We start from the raw sequence: 24,814 nt of genomic DNA, 5'->3' as shown, positions 1-24,814 counted from the left end.
CGCGGGGTATCTCAGGCCGCAGGCCAAGAAGAGAAGTAAGACTCCACCGCCAGCGCCGGCACGCTCTTGCGCTCGCCGGCCGGGTGGCCCACATAGAGAAACGCCAGAATCTGCTCGTTGCTGGCCAGACCCAACTCTGCATGCACCTGTGGGTGATAGGCCAGCACACCGGTGCGCCAAACCGCGCCGAGCCCCATGGCGTGAGCGGCCAGCAGCATGTTGTTAACCGCCGCACCACAAGCCAGATCCTGCTCGATGGCTGGCACCTTGGGGTGGTCCTGATGACGGCTGATGGCCACGATCATCAGCGGCGCACGCAGCGGCAGCCCCTGATAGCGCGCCAGAGTGTCGGCTGAAAGATCCGGCGTATCAGTCAGCGCTGCTCGACCAAAGACCTCGCCCAGCGCCTCCAGCCCCTCGCCTTCAATCACCAGAAAGCGCCAGGGCCGCAAATAGGCATGATCCGGCGCCCGCAGGGCCGCACGAAACAGGGCCTGTTGCTGTTCAGGCGTTGGGGCCGGGCCGGTCAACCGGGGGACAGAAACCCGCTCATGCAGGGCGGTCAGGGCATCCACGGAACGCATTACTCCTTGATATCGACGTCATCGCCATTGAGCACCTGCTCTCGATACTGCCCGGGCGGCAAGCCAAACCAGCGCTTGAAGGCCCGAAAGAAGTTGCTCGGGTCGGCAAATCCGAGCATGCAGGCGATCTCGAACAAGGTGAGTTGCGGTTGACCCAGATACTGCAGCGCCAGTTCCCGCCGGGTGCGCTCCAGCAGTTGTTGAAAGCTGACGCCCTCTTCCTGCAGGCGACGCTGCAGGGTACGTGTACTCATATTCATTGCCGCAGCAACCGCCTGACGCTTGGGCTCGCCCTGGCGCAGCAGGCGGCAGAGCACCTGACGGGTCTGGTGGGTCACCGGGTCGGACTCAAAGCGGGCCAGAAACTCGCCGGCAAAGCGGTCGTGCAGTTTGGCCAGGTGCTCGTTGGCCGTGGCCAGCGGCGTCTCCATCAATTGCCGGGAAAAGGTCAGGCTGTGACTAGGCGCATCAAAGGCAATCGGGCACTGAAACAGCGCGGCATAGGGCGCAGGATCGCTCGGTGCCGGGCGCGCAAAGGTAGCACTCAAAGGCGTTACCGGCTCCGCTGTCATCCAGCGGCAAAACGCCAAGGCATAGGCCATCGCCGCTTCGACACTCTGTTGGGCGGCCGGCAGGCGATCACCATGAATGGCAAACTGGATGCGGCACTGGCCCGGCTCGAGCTGCAGCATCAGATCAGCGGACTCGCCGATCAGGCGCTGATAGCGCACCACCCGGTTGAAGCCTTCGAGCAAGGAACGACTGCTCATCAGCGAGTAACCCACCACGCTGAAGTGCGCCGGGCGAACCACGTGGGCCATGTGCAAGCCGATTGCCGGGTTGCCGCTGCGCTCGACAGCCAGTTGCCAGACTCGGGTCATGCCATCTTGCGCGATGCGTGCGTCCGGGTCAGTCAGCAGCTCCGGGTCCAGACCGGCATGGGCGAACAGCTCGACAATATCCAGCCCTTCAATAGCCAATGCATGCCCAATGGCCGAGGCCCAGCCTGACGAGGTGGTCCGTTGAGCTTGCAACATGCTGTTCTGCACCCTGTTCCTTTGTGTTATTCGATTGGATCGGCCGCCCAGCCCGACAGCCCGGATCAACTCACGGGTGACGGGCAGGCGCTTCCATTGTGTCCGGCGCCCGATCATAGACTAAAGTAGGCTTGAAGCAAAAACCCGCGCACCGAGGAGTTCGCCATGACCCGTACCACCGAGTCACCGTCATTCAGCACCTTCGCCGAGTTTTACCCCTATTACCTGAGCGAGCACCAGGACGATGCCTGTCGCCGTCTGCATTACGCCGGCACCAGCCTGGTTATCCTCCTGCTGCTCTACGTTCTGTTCAGCCAGAACTGGCTGTGGCTGCTGGCCGTGCCGCTGGCAGGCTACGGCTTTGCCTGGGTGGGCCATTTCTTTTTCGAGCACAACAAACCCGCCACCTTCCGCTATCCGCTCTACAGCCTGATGGGCGACTGGGTCATGCTGCGCGACGCCATGACCGGACGCATCCGTTTCTGAGCACCGGACATCGGCAAATCGGCTGACTGTCAGCAGAGTGACAGTCAGCCCCTACCCCCTTCTCTATGATGCCTCGAGGTAGCACTGATCCAGCCCCTGCCTTGCAACCCGGCGGGCAACCTGGCGCAGTCTCCGCAGCCTGAACACAAACATAACAAGAGGACGCCACCATGGGTGAGCAACGCGCACAATTTCGCGCCATGCAGGAAGGTACCGCCGAAGACTGGGGGATCATCTCCAGCCACTTCCGCCCCTTCGCCAAGGAACTGCCAGACCGCATCATCAAGCACCTGCAACTGCTGGATGGCGATTTTGGCGGCTTTCCGATTGACCGCCTTGAGCACTCGCTGCAAACCGCGACCCGCGCGCACCGCGATGGCCGTGATGAGGAGTACGTGATCTGCGCCCTGCTGCATGACATTGGCGACACCCTGGGCAGCTACAACCACCCGGACATTGCTGCGGCGATTCTCAAGCCCTTCGTCAGCGCCGAGAACCTGTGGATGGTCGAGAAGCACGGTATTTTCCAGGGCTACTACTTCTTCCATCACCTGGGCATGGATCGTCACCTGCGTGACCAGTTCAAGGATCACCCGCTGTATCAGTACACCGCCGAGTTCTGTGCCAAGTACGATGCACCGGCCTTTGATCCGGACTATGAAAGCGAGTCGCTGGCGTTTTTCGAGCCCATGCTGCGACGCGTCTTCGAGAAACCGCGCAACAGCATCTACAAGATGGAGTAACTCCGGCACCAGCCAGCACAGGCGCTTTGCCCCATCAGCGGCGCCTGCGCTGGACCATGACATCCGTCGGCGAATTTGGCCATTGGATGGACAGGCAATTGTCCCGTCTGATCCCAGGCCCTATGATGCTCAGTCATGCGACGTAGCCGGGTGCCTGCCCGCTACCGCCGTCTCGGCCACGGAATTGACTGAACATGACGATCGACACCCGCATTGCGCCCGTCAAACCACCGCTTGACGGCTACTACTCTCGCATCATCGCCTATCTGTGCGCAGCCCTGACCTTCAGTGCCCTGCTGATCGAAAACGGTCACCGCCTGTGCTACCTCGTTGCCATTTTGTATTCCCTGGCGTATCCCCAGCTGGCGCAGTACCTGCCGACCCGTCTGCCGCGTCTGCCCCACCTGCCCCAGCGCCTCAGCTTGCTGGCGCTGGACGCGCTGCACACAGGTGTCTTTATTGCCCTGCTGGGCTTCAACTATGTGCCCAGCATCATGTTTGTGGTGTTGCTTGGCCTGTCATGCCTGATTGCGGGCGGGCCTGCCTACCTGGCCGCTGGTTGGCTGCTCGCGCTGGCGGGTACGTTGCTGGGGGCCGCGGTCTTTACACCGGAGGTCAGCCTGCACAGCAGCACTCTGGTCACTCTGGTCAGCCTGATCAGCGGCGGCTTTTTTATTCTGGTGATGGCCGCCTTCGTCCACCGGCAGGGGCGGCACCTGGAAGAAGCCCAGCAGCAGGTCCAACGCGAACAGGAAAAGACCACCAGACTGGCAGCCAACCTGTCGAAGTACCTGTCGCCCCAGGTCTGGGAGTCGATCTTTTCCGGCAAGCGCAGCGTCCAGCTGGAAACCCGACGCAAGAAGCTGACCGTGTTCTTCTCCGATATCCGCGGCTTTACCGAGCTGGCCGAAGAACTGGAAGCCGAGGCACTGACCGACCTGCTGAACAACTATCTGGATGAAATGTCGCGCATTGCCCTGCAATACGGCGGCACCATCGACAAGTTTGTCGGCGATTGCGTCATGGTGTTTTTTGGCGACCCGAAAACCCAGGGCGCCAAGCAGGATGCCGAAGCTGCCGTTTCCATGGCCATCGCCATGCGCAAGCACATGAAGGTGCTACGCCAGCAGTGGCGCAGCCGCGGCATCACCAAGCCGCTGGAAATTCGTATGGGCCTGAGTACCGGCTACTGCACTGTGGGTAATTTTGGCGCGGCAACACGCATGGACTACACCATCATCGGCCGCGAAGTGAACCTGGCCAGCCGTCTGGAAAGCGCCGCCGACGCTGGCGAGATCCTCATTTCCCACGAGACCTACTCCATGGTGAAGGATCTGATCATGTGCTACGACAAGGGCCAGATCAGCGTGAAGGGCTTTGCCCGACCGGTCCAGATCTATCAGGTGGTGGGCCTGCGGCGCGAACTGGGCGCGGCACCCACCTTCCTTGAGCGCGAGCTGTCCGGGTTCTCGATGTATCTGGACACCAACCACGTGCGCAACTACGACAAGGAAGACATCATCAAGGCGCTGGAACAGGCAGCGCGCAAACTGCGAGACAAGGTGATCGTCTGACAACGCCGCTGTTACGATGCAACCATCGCAACAGCGACTACCCCACTCAGGCCGCGCTGCCCTCCAGCGCATCGGCTACCGGCTCCAGCGCCGCAGCCTGGCTCTCATCCCAGCGGTACAGCTCGATACGCCCGTCCTGATGCTCGATCAGCGCCGTGCAGGACTCGACCCAGTCACCACAGTTGAGATAGTCAATGCCGTTTACCTGGCGAATCTCCGCGTGGTGAATGTGACCGCACACCACGCCTTCGTAGCCGCGCTGAACACACTCGTGGGCCAGCGCCTCCTCAAACTCGCTGATGAAGTTGACCGCCTTTTTCACCCGGTGCTTGAGATAGGCTGACAGCGACCAGTAGCCGAAGCCAAAGCGGGTACGCCAGTGGTTGAGCCAGCGGTTGAGCACTAGGCTGAACTCGTAGGCGTGATCACCCAGAAACGCCAGCCAGCGGTGGCAACGGGTAATCACATCAAACTGATCGCCGTGAATGACCAGCAGTCGACGCCCGTCCTGACACTGGTGCACCGCCTCATCGACCAGCTCGATATTGCCCAGCAGCAGGGTCGAGTAGCGGCGCAGAAACTCGTCGTGGTTACCGGTTACGTACACCACCCGGGTGCCACGCTTGCTCATGGTCAGCACGCGGCGCAGCACGTTGGTATGGGCCTGCGGCCAGTAGATGCCCTTGCGCAGGCGCCAGCCGTCGATGATGTCACCAACCAGGTAAAGCTGGTCACAGTCGTAGGACTTGAGGAAGGTTGCCAGCTTGTCGGCCTGGCAGCCACGGGTGCCGAGGTGCAGGTCCGAGATCCACAGGGTTCTGACGCGCTGCTTTTGCGCCTTGGGTAAAGACACGGCGGTATTCATGCGGCTGTCCTCCTTGGGAAGTTAAAAGCACCTTATCGCCGCGCAGTGACTGACATATGTCGGAAACATGACCTGAACATGACAACAGGATCGACCCGCAGGCCCACGCGGGTTCATATACAATGGCGGCTTTTCCACCATGCCACCCGCTGCCCGGACCCGCGTCATGCTGAAACGCCTGCTGCCGTTGCTGTTGCTTTTTCTTTCCACCTGGACCCTGGCCGAGCCGCTGCGTACCGGCCTGGTACTGTCGGGCGGGGGTGCCCGGGGGCTTGCGCACATCGGGGTGCTCAAGCAGCTGGAAGAAATGAACATCCCCATTGATGCCATCGCCGGCACCAGCATGGGCGCGGTGATTGGCGGGCTCTATGCCGCAGGCTACAGCGCCGACGAGCTGAAGCAGATTGCTCTAGATCTGGATTGGCAGGCGACCCTCAGCGACACACCGCTGCGCGAGGACATCCCCTACCGCCGCAAGCAGGACGACCGCGACTTTCTGGTCAAGCAGCGGCTGACCTTCAAGGATGGCGCGCTGAGCTTCCCACTCGGCCTGCTACAGGGTCAGAACATGGGCGTGGTACTGGAAAGCCTGCTGGTGCACACCAACGAGATCGACGATTTTGATCGCCTGCCCATCCCCTTCCGCGCAGTGGCGACGGACATTGCGACCGGCGAGGCCGTGGTGTTCGACCACGGGCACCTGCCGCTGGCGATTCGCGCCAGCCTGGCCCTGCCCGGCTTCTTTGCCCCGGTCGAGGTGGATGGCCGGCTGCTGGTGGACGGCGTACTGAGCAAGAACGTACCCATCGACGTTGCCCGCGCCATGGGCGTGGACCGGGTCATCGTGGTGGATATCGGCACGCCGCTGAAGTCGGCCAGCGAGCTGAATTCGGTCCTGGACATCATGGACCAGACCACCACCCTGCTCACCCGCACCAACACCGAGCGCCAACTGGCCACCCTGACCGACGCCGACCTGCTGCTGCAGCCCGCGCTGGGTGATATGGGCTTCAGCAGCTTTGCCGAAACCCAGCAAGCCATCGACGCCGGCGCCCAGAGCCTGAGCGAGGCCCAGGGCGTACTGGCCTTTGTTGCACCGCCCGGCAGTGATGCCGGCGGCAACCTGGCCAGCAGCCGGCCACAACGCCAGGCCATCATCCATGCGGTCGAGGTGGACAACAGCGGCAAGGTGGCCGACGAAGTGGTGCTCAGCATGATTCGTCAGGAGGTCGGAGAACCGCTCAATCTGGTCCGCCTGCAAACCGACATGGGCACCATTTACGGTACCGACTACTTTAGCCGCGTCACCTACGAGGTGGTACACGATCAGGGCCACAATACCCTGCTGGTACACACCGCCGGCCGCCGAACCGGCACCGACTACCTGCGCCTGGGGCTGAATCTGGTCGATGACTTTGAGGGCGACAGTCAGTACAACCTGGGTGCCAGCTTCCGCGTCAATGGCCTCAACCCGCTGGGCGCCGAATGGCTGACCCGCTTGCAGGTTGGCTCTGATCAGGAGCTCTACACCGAGTTCTATCAGCCGCTGGACTACGGCTCGCGCTACTTCGTCGCCCCTTTCATTGACGCCGAGGCGCGCAACCTCGAAGTGATCGACGACAACGACCCCATCGTGGCTTATCGCCAGAAGCGCTACGGCGCCGGGATCAATATCGGCCGCCAGATTGCCAACAACGGTGAGGTCCGCTTCGGGCTGTCACGCTACCGCGGCAACTCGCGCGTGCGCATCGGCGATCCGGACCTGCCGGATGTCGACTTTGACGAGGCGTTTTACTCGATCGAGGTCGACCGCGACACCCTGGATAACGTCAACTTCCCGCGCTCCGGAGACGAAGCCAAGTTCAGCTGGCGGCAGTCCGAGCCGGCACTGGGCGCCGACGAGCGCTATCAGCAAATCGAATTCAAGGCCAACAAGGCCTTCGGTTTTGGTCCGAACAGCTGGCAGGTTGGCGGTTTCATCGGCCGGACCGACAGCGATGTGAACGTGGCGCAGAGCAGCTTTGTGCTGGGTGGCCCCGGCTGGTTCTCCGGCTTCCGTCAGGACGCTCTGGCTGGCCAGAACTATCAGCTCGGCCGGCTGGTCTACTATCGCCGCCTGACGCCGAGCTACTTCAACGCCGTCAGCCTGCCGCTGTACCTGGGTGCCAGCCTGGAATACGGGCGCGTTTACAACCGCGACGACACCGACTTTGACACCGGCTACTTCGGGGGCGGCAGCCTGCTACTGGGGATGGATACGCTGGTTGGCCCACTGTTCTTTGGTCTGGGCGCCAACGAAGAGGGCCATGAGGCCCTGTATATGAAGCTGGGGCAAACCTTCTGAGGTGCCTGACGGCGACCGGGAGATCAGCTAGCCGCTGATCTCCTGCACCAGCGCCGCGCGGATGCAGTGCAGTACACCCTCCTCGACCGGCTCATCCAGCTCACGGGCCACCGTGCGCACGCCCGGCAATTCATCGCCATCGTGATTAAGGAACTGGTCCTGGATGCGCTCAAGCTGCGCCGGGCCAATATCAATGGCCTGCTCCAGTGACAGATTGCCCGTGCTGATGCCCTGCGCCAATTGGCCATAGACCTTGCGCAGCGGCTGGCCGAGCTGGGCCGCTGCCTGCTCCGCGGTCATGCCGGCGAGTACCAGCGCCAGCGCTTCGTGAGATTCGCGCGCCTCGTTGTCGGCCTGGGCGCCCTCCGCCCCCAAGACCTGCAGAAAGTCTGCGCCGTACCGCTCCAGTTTGTGCGAGCCCACACCGCTGACCAGCGACATGTCCTGCAGGGTGGTCGGCCGCTGACGCAGCATGTCGACCAGGGTGCTGTCCGGGAAAATCACATAGGGCGGCACGCCATGGGCATCTGCCAGCTGCTTGCGCCGCGCCCGCAGCGCCTCCCATAGCTCGCGATCGGCGTCGGCAATCACCGGCTTGTTACTACTGCGCGTGCCGCTGCTGGTTGGCTTGCTGACATCACGACGCAGCTGCAGGCTTTGCTCGCCACGCAGCAAGGCGCGGCAGCTTTCGGCCAGGCGCAGGCTGCCATAGCCATCCAGATCGATCTCTACCAGCGCTCTGGCAATCAGTTGACGGAACACCGAGCGCCACTCGTTTTCGCCAAGACTCTTGCCGATCCCCCAGGTGGACAAATGCTGGTGCCCGGCGTTACGGATTTTCTCGTTATCGCGCCCCAGCAGAATGTCGATCAGGTGGCCGACACCATAGCGCTGGCCGCTGCGGTAGATGGTAGACAGCGCCATACGCGCAGCCTCACTGCCGTCCCAGGTATCGACCGGCTCCACACAGTTATCGCAGTTACCGCAGGGCTCAGCCAGCGTCTCGCCAAAGTAGCCCAGCAGCGTCTGCCGGCGACAGCTGGTCAGCTCGCACAGCGCCAGCATGGCATCGAGCTTGTGCCGCTCGATACGCTTGTGGCGCTCATCGCCCTCAGAGCCGGCCATGATCTGATTGAGCATCAGCACGTCTTGCAGGCCGTAGGCCATCCAGGCATCGGCGGGCAGACCGTCGCGCCCTGCCCGGCCGGTCTCCTGGTAATAGGCCTCGACGCTCTTGGGCAGATCAAGGTGGGCGACAAAACGCACGTTGGACTTGTCGATGCCCATGCCAAAGGCAATGGTCGCGACCATGATCAGCCCTTCCTCGTTGAGAAAGCGCTTCTGGTGCGTTGCCCGCAGCTCCGCCGGCAGACCGGCATGGTAAGGCAGCGCCGGCCAGCCCTGGTCGCACAGCCAGGCGGCCGTGTCTTCCACCTTGCGGCGCGACAGACAATAAACGATACCGGCGTTGCCCCGGTGCTCACGCAAAAAGCCCTGCAACTGCTGACGTGGTTTGTCCTTGGGCACAATGCGATAGAAGATATTCGGGCGATCAAAGCCGGAGACAAAGCAGGCCGCGTGTTCCAGCTTCAGGCGCTGCATCATTTCGCCACGGGTACGCTCATCAGCGGTGGCGGTCAGCGCCATGCGCGGCACGCCCGGAAACTGCTCGGCCAACTGGCCCAATTGCAGGTATTCCGGGCGGAAATCATGCCCCCACTGGGAGACACAATGCGCCTCATCAATGGCAAACAGGGCGATTTCCAGCGATTGTAGAAAGGCGATGGTGCGCGGCTTGAGCAGGCGCTCGGGCGCGAGATAGAGAAACTCCAGCTCACCGGCGCGCATCTGCCGGGCGATCTCGCGCTGGGCGTCTTCACTGAGTGTGGAGTTGAGCGCGGCGGCGCGCAGGCCCAGTTCGTTGAGCGTGGCAACCTGATCATCCATCAACGCAATCAGCGGTGACACCACAACGGTCAACCCCTGACGCAGCAACCCCGGCACCTGATAGCACAGCGATTTGCCGCCGCCGGTGGGCATCAGCACCAGGGCATCGCCACCACAGGCAACCTGATCAATGATATCGGCCTGCTGACCACGGAATTCACCGTAGCCAAACACGTCTCGCAGTTGTTGCAGAGCTTGCTCGCGCATGGGTCTCCTTTGCTCGTGCACGGGTAGCGCGTGGATGAATCAGCGGTCGCAGAGTATAACGCCTTTGGCAATTGCCCGGGGCATGCGTAAAATGCCGGGACCATTGATAGAGAGGTGTCCCCATGTCCTTTTCCGACCAGCTCCAGCACCTGCAAGCATTTCTGGACGCCGACGACCTGCACGATGAAGCGCTGGACTACATGGCCGCCTGCGGCTACCTGACCGCTCTGGCGATAAGCCCGGAGGTAGTGGAGGACGCCGAACTGCTGGCAGAACTGTTTGCCGAGACCCCGGACTATCAGGACGCCGAGCAGCAAGCACTGATCGAAGGCACCCTGCTGGAGCTCAAGGCGCGCATCGCCCGCGAACTGGCCAGCGACGAAGATCTGGAACTGCCCTGCGAGCTGACGCTGGGTGATGAGCCGGATTACTCCGACCTGCGCAGCTGGTGCATTGGTTTTATGGAAGGCGTGTTCCTGCGTGAGGAAGCCTGGTTCAGCAATGACGAAGAGCTGGTCAGCGAGTTGCTGCTACCGATCATGGTCGCCTCAGGCCTGTTTGCCGATCAGCCCGAGTTTGCCGAAATCCATGAAGACGAAGACATGGTCGAGGACATGGCTGAGCACATTCCCCAGGTGCTGACCCAGCTGTTCCTGCTGTTCAACGCGCCAGAAGAGAAGCAGAAGCCGGCGCTGATCACCAAGCGCCGCTAAGCAAGTCAGGCGACCGACTGGCGGCCCTCCCCGGCCGCCAGCCAGCGCTCCAGCAACGCCAGAACATCCGTCTCCGGACGATACCCGGTACTCAGCAGCGCCAGCTGACCGTCACGCTCGCCAAACAGAATCGGCAACTCTGCCAACCCCAGGCCCTCCACCCACTGCAAATCCTGCTCCAGCTGCTCGGCGCTGGCCGGCGCATCAAAGCGCTCGGAAAACAACGCTGCGTCGTATCCGGCCGCCTCGGCTACTGCCACCAACACCGCCGTTTGCGTCACATCCTGCCCTGCCACATAAAACGCCTCTTGCAACGACCGGGCAAAGGCCCAGCTGAGCGCCGGGTCAAGCTCGCGCGCCACAATCAGCGCACGGCTGGCGGGGCGGGTGTCGTAAACCAGGGTGGTGGGTAGCGCTTGCGGATCGCCAAAGGGTTGGCCGCTTAAGCTGGCAACCGCCTGCCAGTGCGCAGCGAGTGCCTGACGCGAGTGCTGATCCAACGGCGCGCCATGATTCGCGCGCAGGCTGGCTGGCATCAGATGCAGGGGCAGATCCGGCCAGCGCTGGCGGATACGATCAAGCAGCGGCGCCATCCCCCAACACCAGGAACACATGGGGTCCATCACATGGATAAGGCGCTGCTGCATCGGTGAATCTCCTGTAGGGGTTAGTTGCCCCTGTTGGCGTTAGGTGAGGCGAGGGTTGCAGGCTTGCCAATAGGATGCGGCTCGTTGCGCCGTTTGGCCAGTTCAATCTGACGCTGACGCTCCTCGGCACGCTGGCGTGTTTTCTCCGGCAGGCTGTCGTAGCAATGCGGACAGCTGATGCCCTCGGCGTACTGGCTGGACGCCTTATCCTCAGCCGATACCGGGTGGCGGCAGGCGTGGCACTGATCGAAGGAACCCGGTGCTAGGTCGTGACGCACGGTCACGCGGTTATCGAACACAAAACACTCGCCATTCCACATCGACTCTTCGGCCGGTACCTCCTCGAAATACTTCAGAATGCCGCCCTTGAGGTGAAACACCTCACCAAAGCCTTCCTCGAGCATGTAGCTGGACGCCTTCTCGCAACGAATACCACCGGTACAAAACATTGCCACCTTTTTGTGACGTTTTGGGTCAAAGTGCTCGCGCACGTACTCGGGGAATTCACGAAAGGTCTTGGTTTGCGGGTCGATGGCGCCCTCAAAGGTGCCAATCGATACCTCGTAGTCGTTGCGGGTGTCGATCAGCAGTACCTCGGGGTCGCTGATCAACGCGTTCCAGTCCTTTGGGTCAACATAGGTGCCCACCTTGCGCGTGGGCGAAACGCCCTCTACACCCAGGGTGACAATTTCTTTCTTCAATTTGACCTTGGTGCGGTAGAAGGGAATCTCGTCGCAAAAGGATTCCTTGTATTCCAGATCGGCCAGACGGGCGTCACTGCGCAGCCAATCCAGTACCGCAGCCATGCCCGCCTGGGGGCCGGCGACAGTGCCGTTGATGCCTTCTTCGGCCAGTAGCAGCGTGCCTTTGACACCATTGGCGGTCATTACATCCAGCAGGGGCTGGCGCAGGGCTTGATAGTCATCTAGACGGACGAACTTGTAGAGTGCCACAACAACAATTGCAGACATGCATACCTCTTCTTCAGTGGGCGCCCGCGTAAAGGGCGTACCGTTGGGGGCGGCGATTCTAGCAAAAAATGGGGGGTTTCGAGAAATGGGGGCGTTGTGGAGGCAAGGAAAGAAGCCCACTGGCTGGACGTTCCCACAAGCATGCTCAGCTAGACCTGACGATTGTGCCATTCGCCTGGTCAGCCTTTCGCCTTTACGGCGAGCCAAGGGGGGCTGCTTGCCCAGCCCCCCTTAGTGATCCCCCGGGGCACCCGGCTACGCGGCCCTTCAGGTACGCTGCGTTGCTCGGTTGGACGGGGGTGGCCGGCGAGGTAGTCATAAAACTCGTCGCTTCGCTCCTCAGACATCCTATGACTCTTTTTCCCGTCAGTCCTGCGCTACTCGCCCGCGTAAACGGGACTGGATTCCGTGCACGCTCGACCATCGCTGATCATTCCCACGCTCCGCATCCTCCTGAGGGGTGACGCCAGCAGCTCCTTAGCTCACTGTAAAGGCGAAAAGCTGGCTTGATAAAAACAGGCTGCTGCAAATCAACGGAGCGTCAATCAAACGTGCTTGCTGCCACCCAGACAATTGGGCGAGTCCGGCGCCTGCTGGCGTTGCTGCCATTCTTCCGCCGTGTAGGTATGCAGCGCCAGCGCATGAATACGCTGCATCAGCTCGCCCAGGGCGCGATAGACCGCCTGGTGTCGTTTCACGGCGTTCAGCCCGGCAAAGTCCTCGCTGACGATGACCGCCTTGAAGTGCGATTCCGAACCCGGCGGTACGCTGTGCATGTAGCTTTCGTTGATCAGTTCCAGATGACTGGGCTGCAGCGCCTGCAGCGCTTGATGCAGGGCTTCCTGGGTCGCGGACATGGCTGTCTCCTGTGGCGGTTTCGCGGCCCGCTAGTCTAACTCACTAGCCGGCCGGTGGTGGCGTCACGCTCAGGCGGCGCAGACGGCGTTGGCGCAAATTCTGGATCAGACTAGGGGCCAGTGCGATCAGCGCCGAGCCCAACACCACCAGCAGCGCGCCGACGTAAGCCAGGTTGTTGAGCACTTCAGGCTCGATCAGACCCGGCCAGAGCATCGCGCCCAGCGCCACCATGGAAAAGGTGAACAGCGGCGTAGTGGTCACCGTTGCGCTGACCCGCGACGCCTCCCAGTGTGCCAGCGCCTCGGCAAAGGCGCCGTAGGCCACCAGGGTGTTCAGGCAGCAGCCCACCAACAGCCAGGCCTGCAGGCTGGACAGTTCAAAGACCTGGGCCGGGCTTGCCAGCGGCCAGATCAGCAGAGCACAGGACAGGTAAATGACCATCATCACGGTGACCGACGACCAGACCGTCAGCAGTTGCTTCTGCGCCAGGCCATAGAGCGCCCAGCTGAAAGCCGACGCCAGCGCGATCAAAATGCCCAGCGTGTAGCTGCTCATCTGTGAAAGCAGCTCGGCCAGGCGCTGATTGAAGAACAGCACAAAGCCCGGCAGCAGCACCAACAGCCCCAGCACCTGCCCCAGGCCAAAGCGCTCGCGAAATACCAGCATGCTGCCCAGCATAAGCATCACCGGCGCGGTCTGGATAATCAGCTGCATGGTGCCGGCCGACAGCCGATTCAGCGCCATCAGGTACAGCACGTAGTTAAAGGCCAGCCCCAGAATGGCAACCACCAGCAACCCGCGATTACGCCCGGACAGGGCCATTACAGATGGCAGGCGACGCTTGGCAGCCAGCCAGCAGAACAGTACCAGGCCGGCACTGAGCAGGCGATACCAGGTCACGGTGTAGGGGTCCATGACCTGCAGCACCTGCTTGAGCATGATCGGCAGTACGCCCCACAACAGGGTGGTGGTCAGCGCCAACAGAAAACCGTAAAGCCAGCGCCCGGAAGACACGTGCATGGGGATAACTCAAGGAAGGGGGAAGAAGACACCATTGTAGAAAGGCGCAGCAGTTGCCGACAGAGACAGTTTGCACCGGCAACTGTACCGGTCAGCTGGCCTCTTCCTCGCCGGTTACCCTGTGCCAGAGCCGCCGCTGCTCATCGGGCTCGACCCGGTAACGTGCCCAGCGCACAAACTCGCTGACCCGGCAGATACCATTGCCTCCCTCGCCTGCGCCCTTGACGATGCGGTAGCGCACCCGGCCGGCCCGGCCCGGCCGGTTAACCACCTGCTGTACTTCACGCACGGACCAGTTACGCCCGGGGAGGCCGTTGCTGTAGTAGGCACCGGTGACCAGGTCTGCCGCAGCCACACCCTTGCTCTGAGCGTTGTTGTTGGCCAACTCGACCAGACGCAGCAGGTCATCAAACTCGATGTCCATGTAGGCGTTCATCTGTTTGAGGGCGTGTTCAAAGTCTTCAGGAGCGATGCCCGGCGCACGCGAGACCTGGTGGCGGACCAGCGGCAGAGGGTAGCGCCGCCCGTCAAACAGCGCATTGAACGCCACGGCAAAGAGCACGATTACCAGCACGTCGAGCAGGATCGGATAGACCACGAAGGCAAAACCAGCCTCGGTGATCTGCGGCCCACCCAGTACCACAATCATGGCGGTCGCGCTGCCCGGCGGATGCAGGCAGCGGGCGTACATCATGATGACAACGCTGCCGCCTACTGCCAGCGCGGCCAGCCAGAATCCGGGCGGCAGCCACTGCACGCAGGCCACGCCAAAGGCGGCTGACAACACGTGCCCACCAATCACCGACCAGGGCTGCGATAGCGTACCGTGCGGCATGGCAAACACCAGCACGGCACTGGCGCCCATGGAACCGGTGACCCACAACGCGGCCTCGGCCATGACCAGATGGGTAACGCCATAGAGCAGAATCAGCGCGAGCGTCGTCCCGAGCGCGGACACCAGCTTTTCCCGGTGACTGGTGCTGTCCGGCCGCCAGCCTAGAAAGCGCAACCCCCTGCGCAACCACCGCACCCGAATCACCCGCACGCCCTCTCCCTATCACTGTCAGCGGTCATGATACCTGAGACCGCCCCCAGTGGCCTGTCATTCAAGACGCTGACTGCTATGCTGGCAGCTCATTTGCCAAAAGGAGAGCCACTATGACCGACCTCGCAGACCGCACACTGGTCCAGGGCCAGCCAGTACTCAACGAGGCAGAGATCCACCAACAGCTGACCGCCCTGCCCGACTGGTCGCTGACAACCCAGAGCGACGTGCCACGCATCCAGCGGGCCTACCGCTTCGCCGACTTTGCCAAAGCCCTGGCCTTTGTCAATCAGGTTGGCGCACTGGCCGAGGAGCAGAACCACCACCCGGCCCTGCTGCTGGAATGGGGCAAGGTCACCGTCAGGTGGTGGAGCCACGATGCCGGCGGCGTGCACCTGAATGACCTGATCATGGCGGCGCGGACCGAACGTCTGTACCAGTAACCAGCGCCAGCTCATCGCGTAGGGCTGTACTCGTTTCTGTTCTTGTAGCCAATTTATCTAACACCGTCACATCCCTGACATCGACGGCTCGCTGCAGCGTGCTATAAAGAACACTGGGTGGAGGCCACAACCTCCACCCAAGGTGCCAACTCCAACCAGGAGCACGCACATCAAGGCGCCCACAAGGCGCCCACCCAATAAAAACAAGAAGGCGTATGCCATGAAACCGTTTTATAAGGCCAAGTGGTCCACTGTGGCCCTGGTCGTGCTCGCAACCTGGCTGTTGCTGATTTTGCCCAATATGGGCTGACGCCCGGATACAATGGCGTCCACGCCCAGCAGCCCGGAGCCATTGTGAGCCACACCCCTGTCGAATCTGCCGACCTGACCTGGATGGATGGCGACCAGCCGTTCTCCACCCGCTTTGACGATGTCTATTTCTCGCGCGACAGCGGCCTGGACGAAACGCGCCATGTCTTTCTGCTGCACAACCAACTGGCCGAGCGCTGGGCGGCGCTGGAGGCAGGTTCGCACTTTTGCATTGCCGAAACCGGCTTTGGCACCGGCCTCAACTTTCTGGCTGCCTGGCAGCTGTGGGACACCTGTGCACCGCAAGATGCCTGCCTGCACTTTGTCAGCACCGAGAAATACCCGCTCAGCCAGACAGACATGCAACGCGCGCTGGCGATCTGGCCCGAGCTGGAGCCCTACGCCAGCGAGCTGCTGGCCCAGTATCGGGACCTGACCGCCGGCTGGCAGCACTTCTCCCTGGCCAATGGGCGCGTCACCCTGACCCTGCTTATCGGCGACCTGTTTGACACCCTGCCGCAACTCGACGCCGGGGTGGATGCCTGGTTTCTCGATGGCTTTGCCCCCGCCCGCAACCCCGACATGTGGCAACCCGCGCTCTACCAGCGCATGGCCGAGTTGTCGCGCCCGGGCGCAACCGTTGCCACCTTCACCAGCGTGGGTGACGTACGCCGAGGCCTGCAGGCCGCCGGCTTTGCCATGCGCAAGGTCAAAGGCTTTGGGCACAAGCGCGAGATGCTTTGCGGCCAACTGGAACAGCCGCCTGAGGCAGGCTGGCAGGCACCCTGGTTTGCTCGCCCTGACGCCCCCGGCGAGCGCTGTGCAGTTGTCATCGGCGGCGGGCTGGCCGGCGCCTGCAGCGCTCACGCACTGGCAAGGCGCGGCTGGCAGGTAACACTGCTGGAGCGCGAAGCAGCGGTCGCCCAGGGCGCATCGGGCAACCCGCAGGGCATCCTGTACTGCAAGCTGTCCCCGCACCATCCGCCGCTGTCGCGCTTTATTCAAAGTAGCTATCAATACAGCTTGCGCCTGCTGACGCGGACGCTGCCACAAAACGAGGAGACCTGGCAGCAATGTGGCGTGCTTCAGCTCGCCGCCGACGAACGCGAGCAAAAACGCCAGCAGGGACTGGCCGCCCAAGGCTATCCGGACAGTTTTCTGCAGGCCATGACTGCCGAGCAGGCCAGCGCACTGGCCAGCGCGCCCATCGAGCAGCCCGGCGTTTTCTTTGCCGGTGGCGGCTGGGTCAGCCCACCGCGTCTGTGCGAAGCGCTGCTGCAGCATCCTTTGATAAGCGTGCAGACCTATCGCCACGCCATCGCATTGCAGCGCACTGCAACACAGTGGCAGGTGCTGGATGCGCAGGGCCAATTGCTGGCCGAGGCGCCCCGGGTCATCCTTTGCTGCGCCCATGAAACCAGCACCTTCGAGCAAACAGCCCACTTGCCGCTCAAGGCTATTCGCGGCCAGCTCACCCATTTGCCGGCCAATACGCAAAGCGCAGAGCTGCGGACCGTGCTCTGCGCCGACGGCTATATTTCGCCCAGCCGTCAGGGCAGTCATCACCTTGGCGCGAGCTTTCGCTTTGACCGGCTGGACCTGCAGCCCAGCGAGGAGGAAAACGCACACAACCTGCAACTGCTGCAGGCGCTGTCGCCGGCACTGCACCAGTCACTGCAGCACACCGCCCCCAGCGGTGCTCGGGTCGGCCTGCGCTGCACCGCCCCCGACTATCTGCCGCTGATTGGTCCGGTAGTTGATGCCACCGCCTTCGCCGATAGCTACACTGCGCTAGGCAACGATGCCAGCCTGCAACCCGACTGCCCTGCCCCTTGGCACCCGGGCCTCTATGTGAATGTGGCCCACGGTTCTCGTGGCCTGATCAGCGGCCCGCTAAGCGGTGAACTGCTGGCGGCCTGGATCAATAACGAGCCGCTGCCCTTGCCGCGTGAGCTGGCCGAGGCCGTGCACCCATCGCGATTTTTGCTCCGCCAACTGATACGCCGCAACGCCACCGACCGTCCGAAACGCCAACGCCAGGCTGCTGACTGAAAGGGCCATGTGCTAGCATCAGAAACAGCACTGCCGCAAAGCAAAAACACAACAGAGCGGCAGCCGTACGGATACCACATTCATGCGTCAATGCTGTCTACTTCTGCTGCTCTGGGCCCTGTCCGGCAGCCTCTTCGCAGCGCCGCCCGAGCCGACCGCCACGCAGGCATTGGCGCCGCTTGAGATTACCCGCGACAGCCCACGCATCAACCTCACCAGCCATCTCCTGTTGCTGGAAGACCCCGCCGGCACCCTGACCGCCAACCGCTTGCTGCAAGGCGATCAGCATCTGCCCTGGCGCCAGGTGCACACCCGTTTTGTCAACGAAGGCAAAAACCAGTCGGTCTGGTGGCTGCAGTTTGCCCTGCACAACACCAGTGACGCGCCGGTACAAGGTGTTCTGCAAGTCGATTACGCGCTGCTTGATACGTTGAACCTGTACCAGCAAACCCCGGACGGCACCCTGTTTGAGCAAGTCGGAGGCGACCATCAGCCGTTCGACGAACGCCCGGTGGGCGTCAGCAAACACTGGTTTACCCTGCAACTCACCCCGGGCGTCCATCGCTTCATGCTGCGCGTCGACAGCAGCAGTACCGTTTTCATACCGCTGCATTACGCCAGCTGGCCCGCCAGCAGCGCCCAGCTGGAAACCAGCATGCTGCTGCACGGCCTGTTCTATGGCGTGCTGCTGGGACTATTGGCCTACAACCTCTTTCTGCTCAGCTCGCTGCGGGAAAAAGCCTATTTCTGGTACCTGCTCTACCTGCTGAACATGGTGCTGTTCATGGCGGCCTTTGATGGCCTGGCTTGGAAGTGGATCAATGCCAGCGTGCCGGTGCAAACGCTGACCATCTACACCCTGATGTTCCTGCACTGCGCAGTTTCCACCCAGTTCAGCCGCTATTTCCTGCATACCCGCGAGCAGTTCCCGCAGCTGGACCTGCTGCTGCGCAGCAAGATCCTGCTGGTGCTGCTGGCCATGCTGAGCCTGCCGCTGATCAGCGTTGACCTGTACAACAATATGGCCAGCCTGTTTGTACTGGTCAGCTCCATCGTACTGCTACTGAGTGGGCTGTATGTATGGCGCAGGGGGTTTCGCTACGGCTCCTACTACACCCTCGCCTGGAGCCTGCTGCTGATCTCCCTGGTGCTGTCGACGACCGGCTCACTGGGCTACGAGCTGCCAGGCATTCCGTACGGGACGCAGTGGGTCAAGATCGGCACGTGCGCGGAGATGATCCTGCTCTCGCTTGGCCTGGCCGACCGCATCAATGCGTTGAAGGAGGCGCGTTTTCACGCCGATGAGTCAGCGCGTCAGGCCCGTCTGGAAACCCGCGCCCAGGGCCGTTTTCTGGCCCGCATGAGCCACGAAATTCGCACCCCGATGAACGGCGTGCTGGGCATGCTGCAACTGCTCGGGGATACCCGCCTGGACAATCGTCAGCGCTTTTACCTGGACACCATCAGTAAATCAGGCCAGACGCTGCTGACCGTCATCAACGACATCCTCGACTTTGCTCGCCTGGAGTCAGGCAAAGTGGAACTGGAACAGCTCCCCTTCGACCCGGAAGAACTCGCCTCCGATGTAACCGGGCTATTCACCGCCCAGGCGCTGGACAACGCCTGGCACTGTATTGCAGCGTTGCCCCTCACCTGCCCCAACAACTACAGGGCGACCCGACGCGCCTCAAGCAGATCCTCATGAACCTGCTGAGCAACGCCTTCAAGTTTACCGAGCAGGGGCACGTCAGCCTGCATCTGGACGGCCGCCCCACCGGCGGCGAGCCTGGCCTCTGGCTACTGGAGTGCACGGTGAGCGATACCGGCATCGGCATTGCGGAACAGGCCCAGAGCCAGCTGTTCAACTCCTTTACCCAGGCCGACAGCAGCACCACGCGCCGCTACGGCGGCACCGGTCTGGGCCTCGCTATCAGCCAGGAGCTGGTGCGCCTGATGCAAGGCGACATCACCTTGCAGAGCACCCAGGATGAAGGCACCAGCATTCGGGTTCAGGTGCCGCTCAGAGCAGCCGAACCGCAAGCGCCGCGCGCTGATAACCCACCGGTCGCCGCGCTGATTGCACGTCAGAACGACGCGCAGCTGAGCTATCGGCAGCAGCTTGAACGCCTTGGCTACCGGGTCATCAGCCAGCCGGACAGCGAAGCCGATAACTACGAGCTGCTACTGATCGACTGCCAGGGCATTGCCGTTGATCAACTGCAACCACTGATAAGTGCCGGGCATGCACCCATTTTGCTGCTGCGAGCAGCAGACGATCACCGCCCCCTGCTACCGGGCAAGGGTGCACTGCTGGAGCAGACAACACCGTTGCTGCCAGCCCAGCTGCGCGAGCTATTACGCCAGCTGCTTGCCCCGCCGCCGCCCGGCGACAAGCAGTTAGCCAGCGGCGACCTGCAACCGGTTGCCAGAGGCCATCTTCTGGTTGCCGAAGACAACCCGGTCAATCAACTAGTGGTTCGCAGCCTGCTGGAGAAGGCAGGCTACAGCGTAGAGATCGCCGAGAACGGCGCAGAAGCGCTGCAGCGCTACCGCGATGCACCAGCAAGCTACAGCCTGATTCTGATGGACTGTGAAATGCCGGTGGTAGACGGCTTTGAGGCCACAAGGCGCATTCGCGCTCACGAGCAGCGTGAGCATCTGGAGCGCATTCCGGTTGTCGCGCTCACCGCCCACGTACTCGACAGCCACAGGCTGGAGGGCATGGCCGCCGGCATGGATGACTACCTGGCCAAGCCCGTCGAGAACGAGCAGCTATTCGCCTGCCTGCGCCGCCTGATCAGGCCAACAAGCCCATAACACCCTCGACCAGCAACTTGCCGCCAGTCAGTAGCAGGAAGATGTAACACAGCTGGTAAATGAGCTTCTCGTTGCTGCGCTGCAACAACCAGTAGCCACAGCGCACACCGATCGGCGCCAGGGGCATCAACACCAGCGAGGACAGCAGGTTCTCGCTGGAAAACTGGCCAAGGTAGAGATACGCCGGCACTTTCACCCAGTTGACCAGGGTGAAGAACACCGCCAGCGTCCCCATCAGCAAGGTTTTCTCCAACCGCTGGGGCAGCATGTACACATTGATCGGCGGCCCGCCAGCGTGGATGCCAAAGCTGGTAAAGCCAGACAGCACACCCCAGAAGCGCCCGCGCCAGGCACTGGCCGGGCGCGCCTGCTGCTGATCGCGACGCCACCAGGCATTGATCACAAAGCTGACCGCAATCACCCCGATCAACAGCCGGATGTGCTGTTCATTCATCAAGCGAAAGGTGAGCGCGCCGATCAGTACGCCGACAATAGCCGCCGGCAAAATGATGCGCAGATTGGTTCGATCCCAACGACCGCGAAAGGTGCGCAAGGCAACCAGGTCCATCAGGCACAGAATGGGCAGCAGGATGGCGGCAGCCTGCTGCGGCGCCACCACCAGCGCCATCAGCGGCACCGAGACAATCGCGATGTTACCGCCAAATCCGCCCTTGGCGATGCCATACAACAACACGGCAGGAATAGCGCAGAGATAGAAAAACGGATCGGTAATCATGGCACAACAATAGGCTGACAAAGGCGCCGAGTGTACCATTGACCACCCGACGTCAGCCGAGAATCAGACGTATGTTGATCCCCTACCAGATGCTGGAACCTGCCACCCTCGACGCTCTGCTTGAGGACTTTGTAACCCGTGACGGCACCGACAACGGCTTTGACGACAGCCTTGAACGCCGGGTAGCTCAGGTGCGCCGCATGCTGGAAAAAGGCGAGGTGCTGATCGTCTTCCACCCGGACACCGGAGACGTCAGCCTGGCGCACCGCCACAGCATTCCAGCCGACATGCTGCGCGATGCCGAACTGTGACATATCAGCGCAGAAGCCACCCCTCGATGCCGCCAGTGCTTGGAGGCTGACGCCGCAGGGGCTAACATAAGTCTCTTTCCGTGCGGTCGAGTGAGGTAATAATGAAAACGTTTGCAACCTGGGCCCTGGGCGGCCTGCTTGGCCTGAGCAGTATCTCGGCACTGGCCTGTACCCCAGAAGAGGCCATCGCCAAGGGCGAGCACCTTGCACAGTTGATCTATGACCGAACCAAGGACCAGCCCGGCAAGGCCGAAGAACTGAACGCCCGCCTCAAGGCGCTGCAAGAGCAAGACCCGGCCAACGGCCGTTACGACTCCTGCCAGGGCTATCAGCGCATCATCGACGAGCTGAACGCTGAAGACGCCGCCGCAAAAGCTGCGCAAGAAAATCAATAAATTCGATACGAATAACGCATATTTTGCGTTATTCAATCAAATTATCTGCTTATAGAATGGCGCATAACCTGATTGAGGAGATGCGCCATGACCACCTATCGTACCCTGCTGGATAGCCGTGTCGGCCAACCCGCCGCCGACGGTGACGGTGTGCGCCTGACCCGCGTATTCGGCGGCGCAGACGCCCGCCAGCTTGACCCCTTTCTGATGCTTGATGAGTTTGGCTCCGACGAGGCAGCCGACTACATTGGCGGCTTTCCATCGCACCCGCACCGCGGCTTTGAAACAGTGACCTACATGCTGGAAGGTCGCATGCTGCACGAAGATCACCTGGGCAACCGTGGCCTGCTAGGCCCCGGCGGCGTGCAATGGATGACCGCCGGACGCGGGATCATCCATTCCGAAATGCCCCAGCAGGACCACGGCACCATGCGTGGCTTCCAGCTCTGGCTGAATTTGCCGGCGGCCGAAAAAATGCAGCCGGCCCACTACCAGGACCTGCCACCCGAGGCGATGCCAACGCTGTCGTTGTCAGGCGGCGGCCAGCTCAAGCTGATCGCCGGCAGCCTGGCACTGGAGGATCAGACAGTACAAGGGCCCATCCACGGCGGCAGTACCCAACCGCTGTACGTCGACCTGCACCTGGGCGCTGATGAGCAGGTGCAACTGCCAACGCCCACCGGCCACACCGCCCTGCTGTACGTGTACGAAGGGGCGGTCTCGGTTGGCGACGAGGCTAACAACGAGAAAGGCCCAGCCACGCTCACCCGCGGCCAGCTTGGCCTGCTGAGCAATGGCGAGAAAGTAAGTTTGACCGGGCAGGCAGCCGGTACGCGGCTGCTGCTGATGGCGGCGCGACCAATCGGCGAGCCGGTAGTGCAATACGGCCCGTTCGTCATGAATACCGAAGCGGAGATAAGACAGGCCGTGCGCGACTACCAGCTAGGCCAGCTCACCGACTGAGTGCGCACCTCAGAGAATCTGAGTACGGCCCGCGAGCGCGTGGGCCAGTGTACCGCCGTCGATATATTCGAGTTCGCCGCCCAGCGGCACGCCATGCGCAATGCGAGATACCTTGATACCACGGGGGCGCAGCAAGCCGGCGATGTAATGCGCGGTAGCCTCGCCCTCTACGGTCGGGTTGGTCGCCAGAATGACTTCAGTCACGGCGCGCCCTTCCAGGCAATCGAGCAGCGCTGGCACACCAATCTCTTCCGGGCCCATACCATCGAGCGGCGACAGGTGACCCTTGAGCACAAAGTAGCGGCCCTGATAGCCGCCAGCCTGCTCCACCGCCCACACATCGGCCGGGCTCTGCAGTACGCAGAGCAGACTGTCGTCGCGGCGCGGATCACTGCACAGTGAGCAGATTTCGGTCTCACTCAGAGTCCGACAGCGCGTGCAGTAGCCCACCCCGTCAATGGCCGCCTGCAGCGCCTGCGCCAAGTGGGCAGCCGCCGGGCGATCGCGCTCCAGCAAGTGCAACGCCATGCGCTGGGCGGTCTTGGGGCCAACCCCCGGCAGGCCGCGCAGGGCGTCGACCATCTGCCGGATAAGCGGACTGAAGGCCATGGATCAAAACGGCATCTTGAAGCCGTCGGGGAGGTTCATGCCCCCGGTGAAGCCGGCCATCTTTTCCTGATTGGTCTGCTCAAGCTTGCGTACCGCATCGTTGATGGCGGCAGCAATCAGGTCTTCGAGCACTTCCTTGTCTTCCTGCATCAGGCTGTCATCAATGCTGACACGACGCACATCGTGGCGACCGGTCATCAGCACGGAGACCAGACCCGCGCCAGACTGGCCGGTGATTTCCATGTTGGCCAGTTCTTCCTGCATCTTGGCCATCTTTTCCTGCATTTGCTGGGCCTGCTTCATCAGGCCTGCCATGCCACCTTTCATCATGACGCTATCCTCGTAGTTCAGTTGGCGGGTGCATCCAATGGACGGATACTTCCTTCACAGATATGGGCGGCAAAGTCGCTTTGCAAGCGTCGCACCAGGGTATCGGCGACGATGCTTTGCTCGGCAGCGCGCTGCCGGGCCGCCTTGCGTCTGGCCGCAGCCACGGCCGGTGTTTCCTGGGTGGGCGCGGCCACCTCAACCAGCAGCTGCACCGGCTGCTCCTGCACAGTGCTAATGGCCTGCTCCAGACGCTTGCGATGGTTCTCGTTGTACAGGGCGCTGTGCCCCGGATCCAGATGCAAGGTCCAGTTGCCCTGCTCGCGGCCGACCAGCTGACAGTGCGCGGCAATACTCTGGGTCAGGCCGGTCAGCCCCAGGCGTTCGAACAGCGCCAGCCATTCGGCCGCCAGGCCACTGGCCGGTGGCAAGTCGCTGATGGCGTCTTGTGCTTCCTCGGCAGCGGCCTGCTCTTCGGCATCCGGCAGTTGCCAGTCGTCGATATATTGGGCGACGTCCAGTTCATCTTCATCGCGCTCACCCATACCGCTGTCATCCGGCGGCGGGCCGTCCATCCAGTCAGCGGGCGGCTCGTCCTGCGGCGGCTTGATCGGCGTGGTCGAGCTGATCGGGTGGCTGACCGGGTCGGGCTTCTCCTGCGCCGCTTCCGGCTCAGGCTCAGGCGTGACGGACTGAGCGGCTTCGGGCTCAGGTTCGGACTCATCTGCAGGCGGCTCGGCGCCAGCCGCAGCAGCGGCTTCCGGTGCAGGTTCAGGTGCAGGTGCAGGTGCAGGTGCAGGTGCAGGTGCAG

The 24,814-nt window shown here is 62.2% G+C and carries 25 protein-coding genes; 12 read left to right on the top strand and 13 right to left on the bottom strand.

Annotated elements, in window-relative coordinates; translation table 11 throughout:
• Window positions 1–11: 11 nt before the first annotated feature.
• Together BM116_RS13820 and BM116_RS13815 are read right to left on the bottom strand one after the other, a co-directional pair.
• Window positions 12–575: a nitroreductase family protein gene (locus tag BM116_RS13820; RefSeq protein WP_083726742.1), complete on the bottom strand. Its 564-nt coding sequence runs from the start codon at window positions 573–575 to the stop codon at window positions 12–14.
• An 8-nt stretch (window positions 576–583) separates the two neighbouring features.
• A complete protein-coding gene (locus BM116_RS13815; RefSeq protein WP_083726740.1) occupies window positions 584–1,621 on the bottom strand; it encodes an AraC family transcriptional regulator in 1,038 nt (345 codons plus the stop codon).
• 165 nt (window positions 1,622–1,786) lie between these two features.
• Between BM116_RS13815 and BM116_RS13810 the strand changes: the two genes are divergently transcribed.
• The 3 genes from BM116_RS13810 to BM116_RS13800 all read left to right on the top strand — a co-directional run bounded on the left by BM116_RS13810 (window position 1,787) and on the right by BM116_RS13800 (window position 4,424).
• The gene (locus tag BM116_RS13810; RefSeq protein ID WP_083726662.1) at window positions 1,787–2,107 is read left to right on the top strand and encodes an Mpo1-like protein; all 321 of its coding nucleotides are present in this window, start codon (window positions 1,787–1,789) and stop codon (window positions 2,105–2,107) included.
• A gap of 170 nt (window positions 2,108–2,277) precedes the next feature.
• Complete coding sequence (locus BM116_RS13805) at window positions 2,278–2,850, top strand: HD domain-containing protein (RefSeq protein ID WP_083726660.1); 573 nt, start codon at window positions 2,278–2,280, stop codon at window positions 2,848–2,850.
• 194 nt (window positions 2,851–3,044) lie between these two features.
• Complete coding sequence (locus BM116_RS13800; protein ID WP_083726658.1) at window positions 3,045–4,424, top strand: adenylate/guanylate cyclase domain-containing protein; 1,380 nt, start codon at window positions 3,045–3,047, stop codon at window positions 4,422–4,424.
• A gap of 46 nt (window positions 4,425–4,470) precedes the next feature.
• Here the strand turns inward: BM116_RS13800 and BM116_RS13795 are convergent, their stop codons facing one another.
• Complete coding sequence (locus tag BM116_RS13795; protein ID WP_083726656.1) at window positions 4,471–5,289, bottom strand: UDP-2,3-diacylglucosamine diphosphatase; 819 nt, start codon at window positions 5,287–5,289, stop codon at window positions 4,471–4,473.
• Between the two features lie 169 nt (window positions 5,290–5,458).
• Here BM116_RS13795 and BM116_RS13790 point away from each other — a divergent pair, with 169 nt between their 5' ends.
• The gene (locus BM116_RS13790; protein ID WP_083726738.1) at window positions 5,459–7,633 is read left to right on the top strand and encodes a patatin-like phospholipase family protein; all 2,175 of its coding nucleotides are present in this window, start codon (window positions 5,459–5,461) and stop codon (window positions 7,631–7,633) included.
• Window positions 7,634–7,660: 27 nt separating this feature from the next.
• On the opposite strand, the gene recQ is transcribed toward BM116_RS13790, so the two are convergent.
• Window positions 7,661–9,787, bottom strand: a complete 2,127-nt coding sequence (gene recQ / locus BM116_RS13785; protein ID WP_083726654.1) for a DNA helicase RecQ — start codon at window positions 9,785–9,787, stop codon at window positions 7,661–7,663.
• A 122-nt stretch (window positions 9,788–9,909) separates the two neighbouring features.
• Here recQ and BM116_RS13780 point away from each other — a divergent pair, with 122 nt between their 5' ends.
• A complete protein-coding gene (locus BM116_RS13780; protein ID WP_083726652.1) occupies window positions 9,910–10,500 on the top strand; it encodes a UPF0149 family protein in 591 nt (196 codons plus the stop codon).
• A 5-nt stretch (window positions 10,501–10,505) separates the two neighbouring features.
• Here the strand turns inward: BM116_RS13780 and BM116_RS13775 are convergent, their stop codons facing one another.
• From BM116_RS13775 to BM116_RS13755, 5 genes are all read right to left on the bottom strand, one after another.
• Window positions 10,506–11,147, bottom strand: a complete 642-nt coding sequence (locus BM116_RS13775; RefSeq protein ID WP_083726650.1) for a DsbA family protein — start codon at window positions 11,145–11,147, stop codon at window positions 10,506–10,508.
• A 20-nt stretch (window positions 11,148–11,167) separates the two neighbouring features.
• Window positions 11,168–12,118, bottom strand: coding sequence for an oxygen-dependent tRNA uridine(34) hydroxylase TrhO (gene trhO / locus BM116_RS13770; protein ID WP_083726648.1), 951 nt, complete (start codon window positions 12,116–12,118; stop codon window positions 11,168–11,170).
• A gap of 545 nt (window positions 12,119–12,663) precedes the next feature.
• Window positions 12,664–12,975 (bottom strand): BolA family protein, encoded by a 312-nt coding sequence (locus tag BM116_RS13765; protein ID WP_083726646.1) that lies wholly within the window; start codon window positions 12,973–12,975, stop codon window positions 12,664–12,666.
• Window positions 12,976–13,018: 43 nt separating this feature from the next.
• Window positions 13,019–13,996 (bottom strand): DMT family transporter, encoded by a 978-nt coding sequence (locus tag BM116_RS13760; RefSeq protein WP_083726644.1) that lies wholly within the window; start codon window positions 13,994–13,996, stop codon window positions 13,019–13,021.
• A 91-nt stretch (window positions 13,997–14,087) separates the two neighbouring features.
• Window positions 14,088–15,026: an HPP family protein gene (locus BM116_RS13755; RefSeq protein WP_456237248.1), complete on the bottom strand. Its 939-nt coding sequence runs from the start codon at window positions 15,024–15,026 to the stop codon at window positions 14,088–14,090.
• Between the two features lie 128 nt (window positions 15,027–15,154).
• Here BM116_RS13755 and BM116_RS13750 point away from each other — a divergent pair, with 128 nt between their 5' ends.
• From BM116_RS13750 to BM116_RS13735, 4 genes are all read left to right on the top strand, one after another.
• Window positions 15,155–15,484 (top strand): 4a-hydroxytetrahydrobiopterin dehydratase, encoded by a 330-nt coding sequence (locus BM116_RS13750; protein WP_083726640.1) that lies wholly within the window; start codon window positions 15,155–15,157, stop codon window positions 15,482–15,484.
• A 354-nt stretch (window positions 15,485–15,838) separates the two neighbouring features.
• A complete protein-coding gene (gene mnmC / locus BM116_RS13745; protein WP_083726638.1) occupies window positions 15,839–17,845 on the top strand; it encodes a bifunctional tRNA (5-methylaminomethyl-2-thiouridine)(34)-methyltransferase MnmC2/FAD-dependent 5-carboxymethylaminomethyl-2-thiouridine(34) oxidoreductase MnmC1 in 2,007 nt (668 codons plus the stop codon).
• 82 nt (window positions 17,846–17,927) lie between these two features.
• Window positions 17,928–19,550 (top strand): 7TMR-DISM family protein, encoded by a 1,623-nt coding sequence (locus BM116_RS13740; RefSeq protein WP_083726636.1) that lies wholly within the window; start codon window positions 17,928–17,930, stop codon window positions 19,548–19,550.
• Window positions 19,547–20,662, top strand: coding sequence for a response regulator (locus BM116_RS13735; RefSeq protein ID WP_083726634.1), 1,116 nt, complete (start codon window positions 19,547–19,549; stop codon window positions 20,660–20,662). The genes BM116_RS13740 and BM116_RS13735 overlap by 4 nt, the downstream gene beginning before the upstream one ends.
• Here BM116_RS13735 and BM116_RS13730 read toward each other — a convergent pair.
• Window positions 20,643–21,398 (bottom strand): sulfite exporter TauE/SafE family protein, encoded by a 756-nt coding sequence (locus BM116_RS13730; RefSeq protein WP_083726632.1) that lies wholly within the window; start codon window positions 21,396–21,398, stop codon window positions 20,643–20,645. The genes BM116_RS13735 and BM116_RS13730 overlap by 20 nt on opposite strands.
• A 71-nt stretch (window positions 21,399–21,469) precedes the next feature.
• Here BM116_RS13730 and BM116_RS13725 point away from each other — a divergent pair, with 71 nt between their 5' ends.
• From BM116_RS13725 to BM116_RS13715, 3 genes are all read left to right on the top strand, one after another.
• A complete protein-coding gene (locus BM116_RS13725; protein WP_083726630.1) occupies window positions 21,470–21,709 on the top strand; it encodes a YheU family protein in 240 nt (79 codons plus the stop codon).
• A 101-nt stretch (window positions 21,710–21,810) separates the two neighbouring features.
• Window positions 21,811–22,104, top strand: coding sequence for a hypothetical protein (locus BM116_RS13720; protein ID WP_083726628.1), 294 nt, complete (start codon window positions 21,811–21,813; stop codon window positions 22,102–22,104).
• Between the two features lie 87 nt (window positions 22,105–22,191).
• Window positions 22,192–23,067 carry a pirin family protein gene (locus BM116_RS13715; protein ID WP_083726626.1) on the top strand — a complete coding sequence of 292 codons (876 nt, stop codon included), beginning with the start codon at window positions 22,192–22,194 and terminating at the stop codon, window positions 23,065–23,067.
• Between the two features lie 9 nt (window positions 23,068–23,076).
• Here BM116_RS13715 and recR read toward each other — a convergent pair whose 3' ends face one another.
• From recR to BM116_RS19205, 3 genes are all read right to left on the bottom strand, one after another.
• Window positions 23,077–23,676: a recombination mediator RecR gene (recR, locus tag BM116_RS13710; RefSeq protein WP_083726624.1), complete on the bottom strand. Its 600-nt coding sequence runs from the start codon at window positions 23,674–23,676 to the stop codon at window positions 23,077–23,079.
• 3 nt (window positions 23,677–23,679) lie between these two features.
• Window positions 23,680–24,006: a YbaB/EbfC family nucleoid-associated protein gene (locus BM116_RS13705; RefSeq protein WP_083726622.1), complete on the bottom strand. Its 327-nt coding sequence runs from the start codon at window positions 24,004–24,006 to the stop codon at window positions 23,680–23,682.
• Window positions 24,007–24,023: 17 nt separating this feature from the next.
• A partial coding sequence (locus BM116_RS19205; protein ID WP_328586209.1) for a DNA polymerase III subunit gamma/tau C-terminal domain-containing protein occupies window positions 24,024–24,814 on the bottom strand: 791 nt, incomplete at its 5' end.

It is taken from the genome of Halopseudomonas pachastrellae, assembly GCF_900114765.1.
In the GTDB taxonomy this organism is placed as follows: Bacteria; Pseudomonadota; Gammaproteobacteria; order Pseudomonadales; family Pseudomonadaceae; genus Halopseudomonas; species Halopseudomonas pachastrellae.
This window is presented reverse-complemented; position numbering and strand designations above follow the sequence as displayed.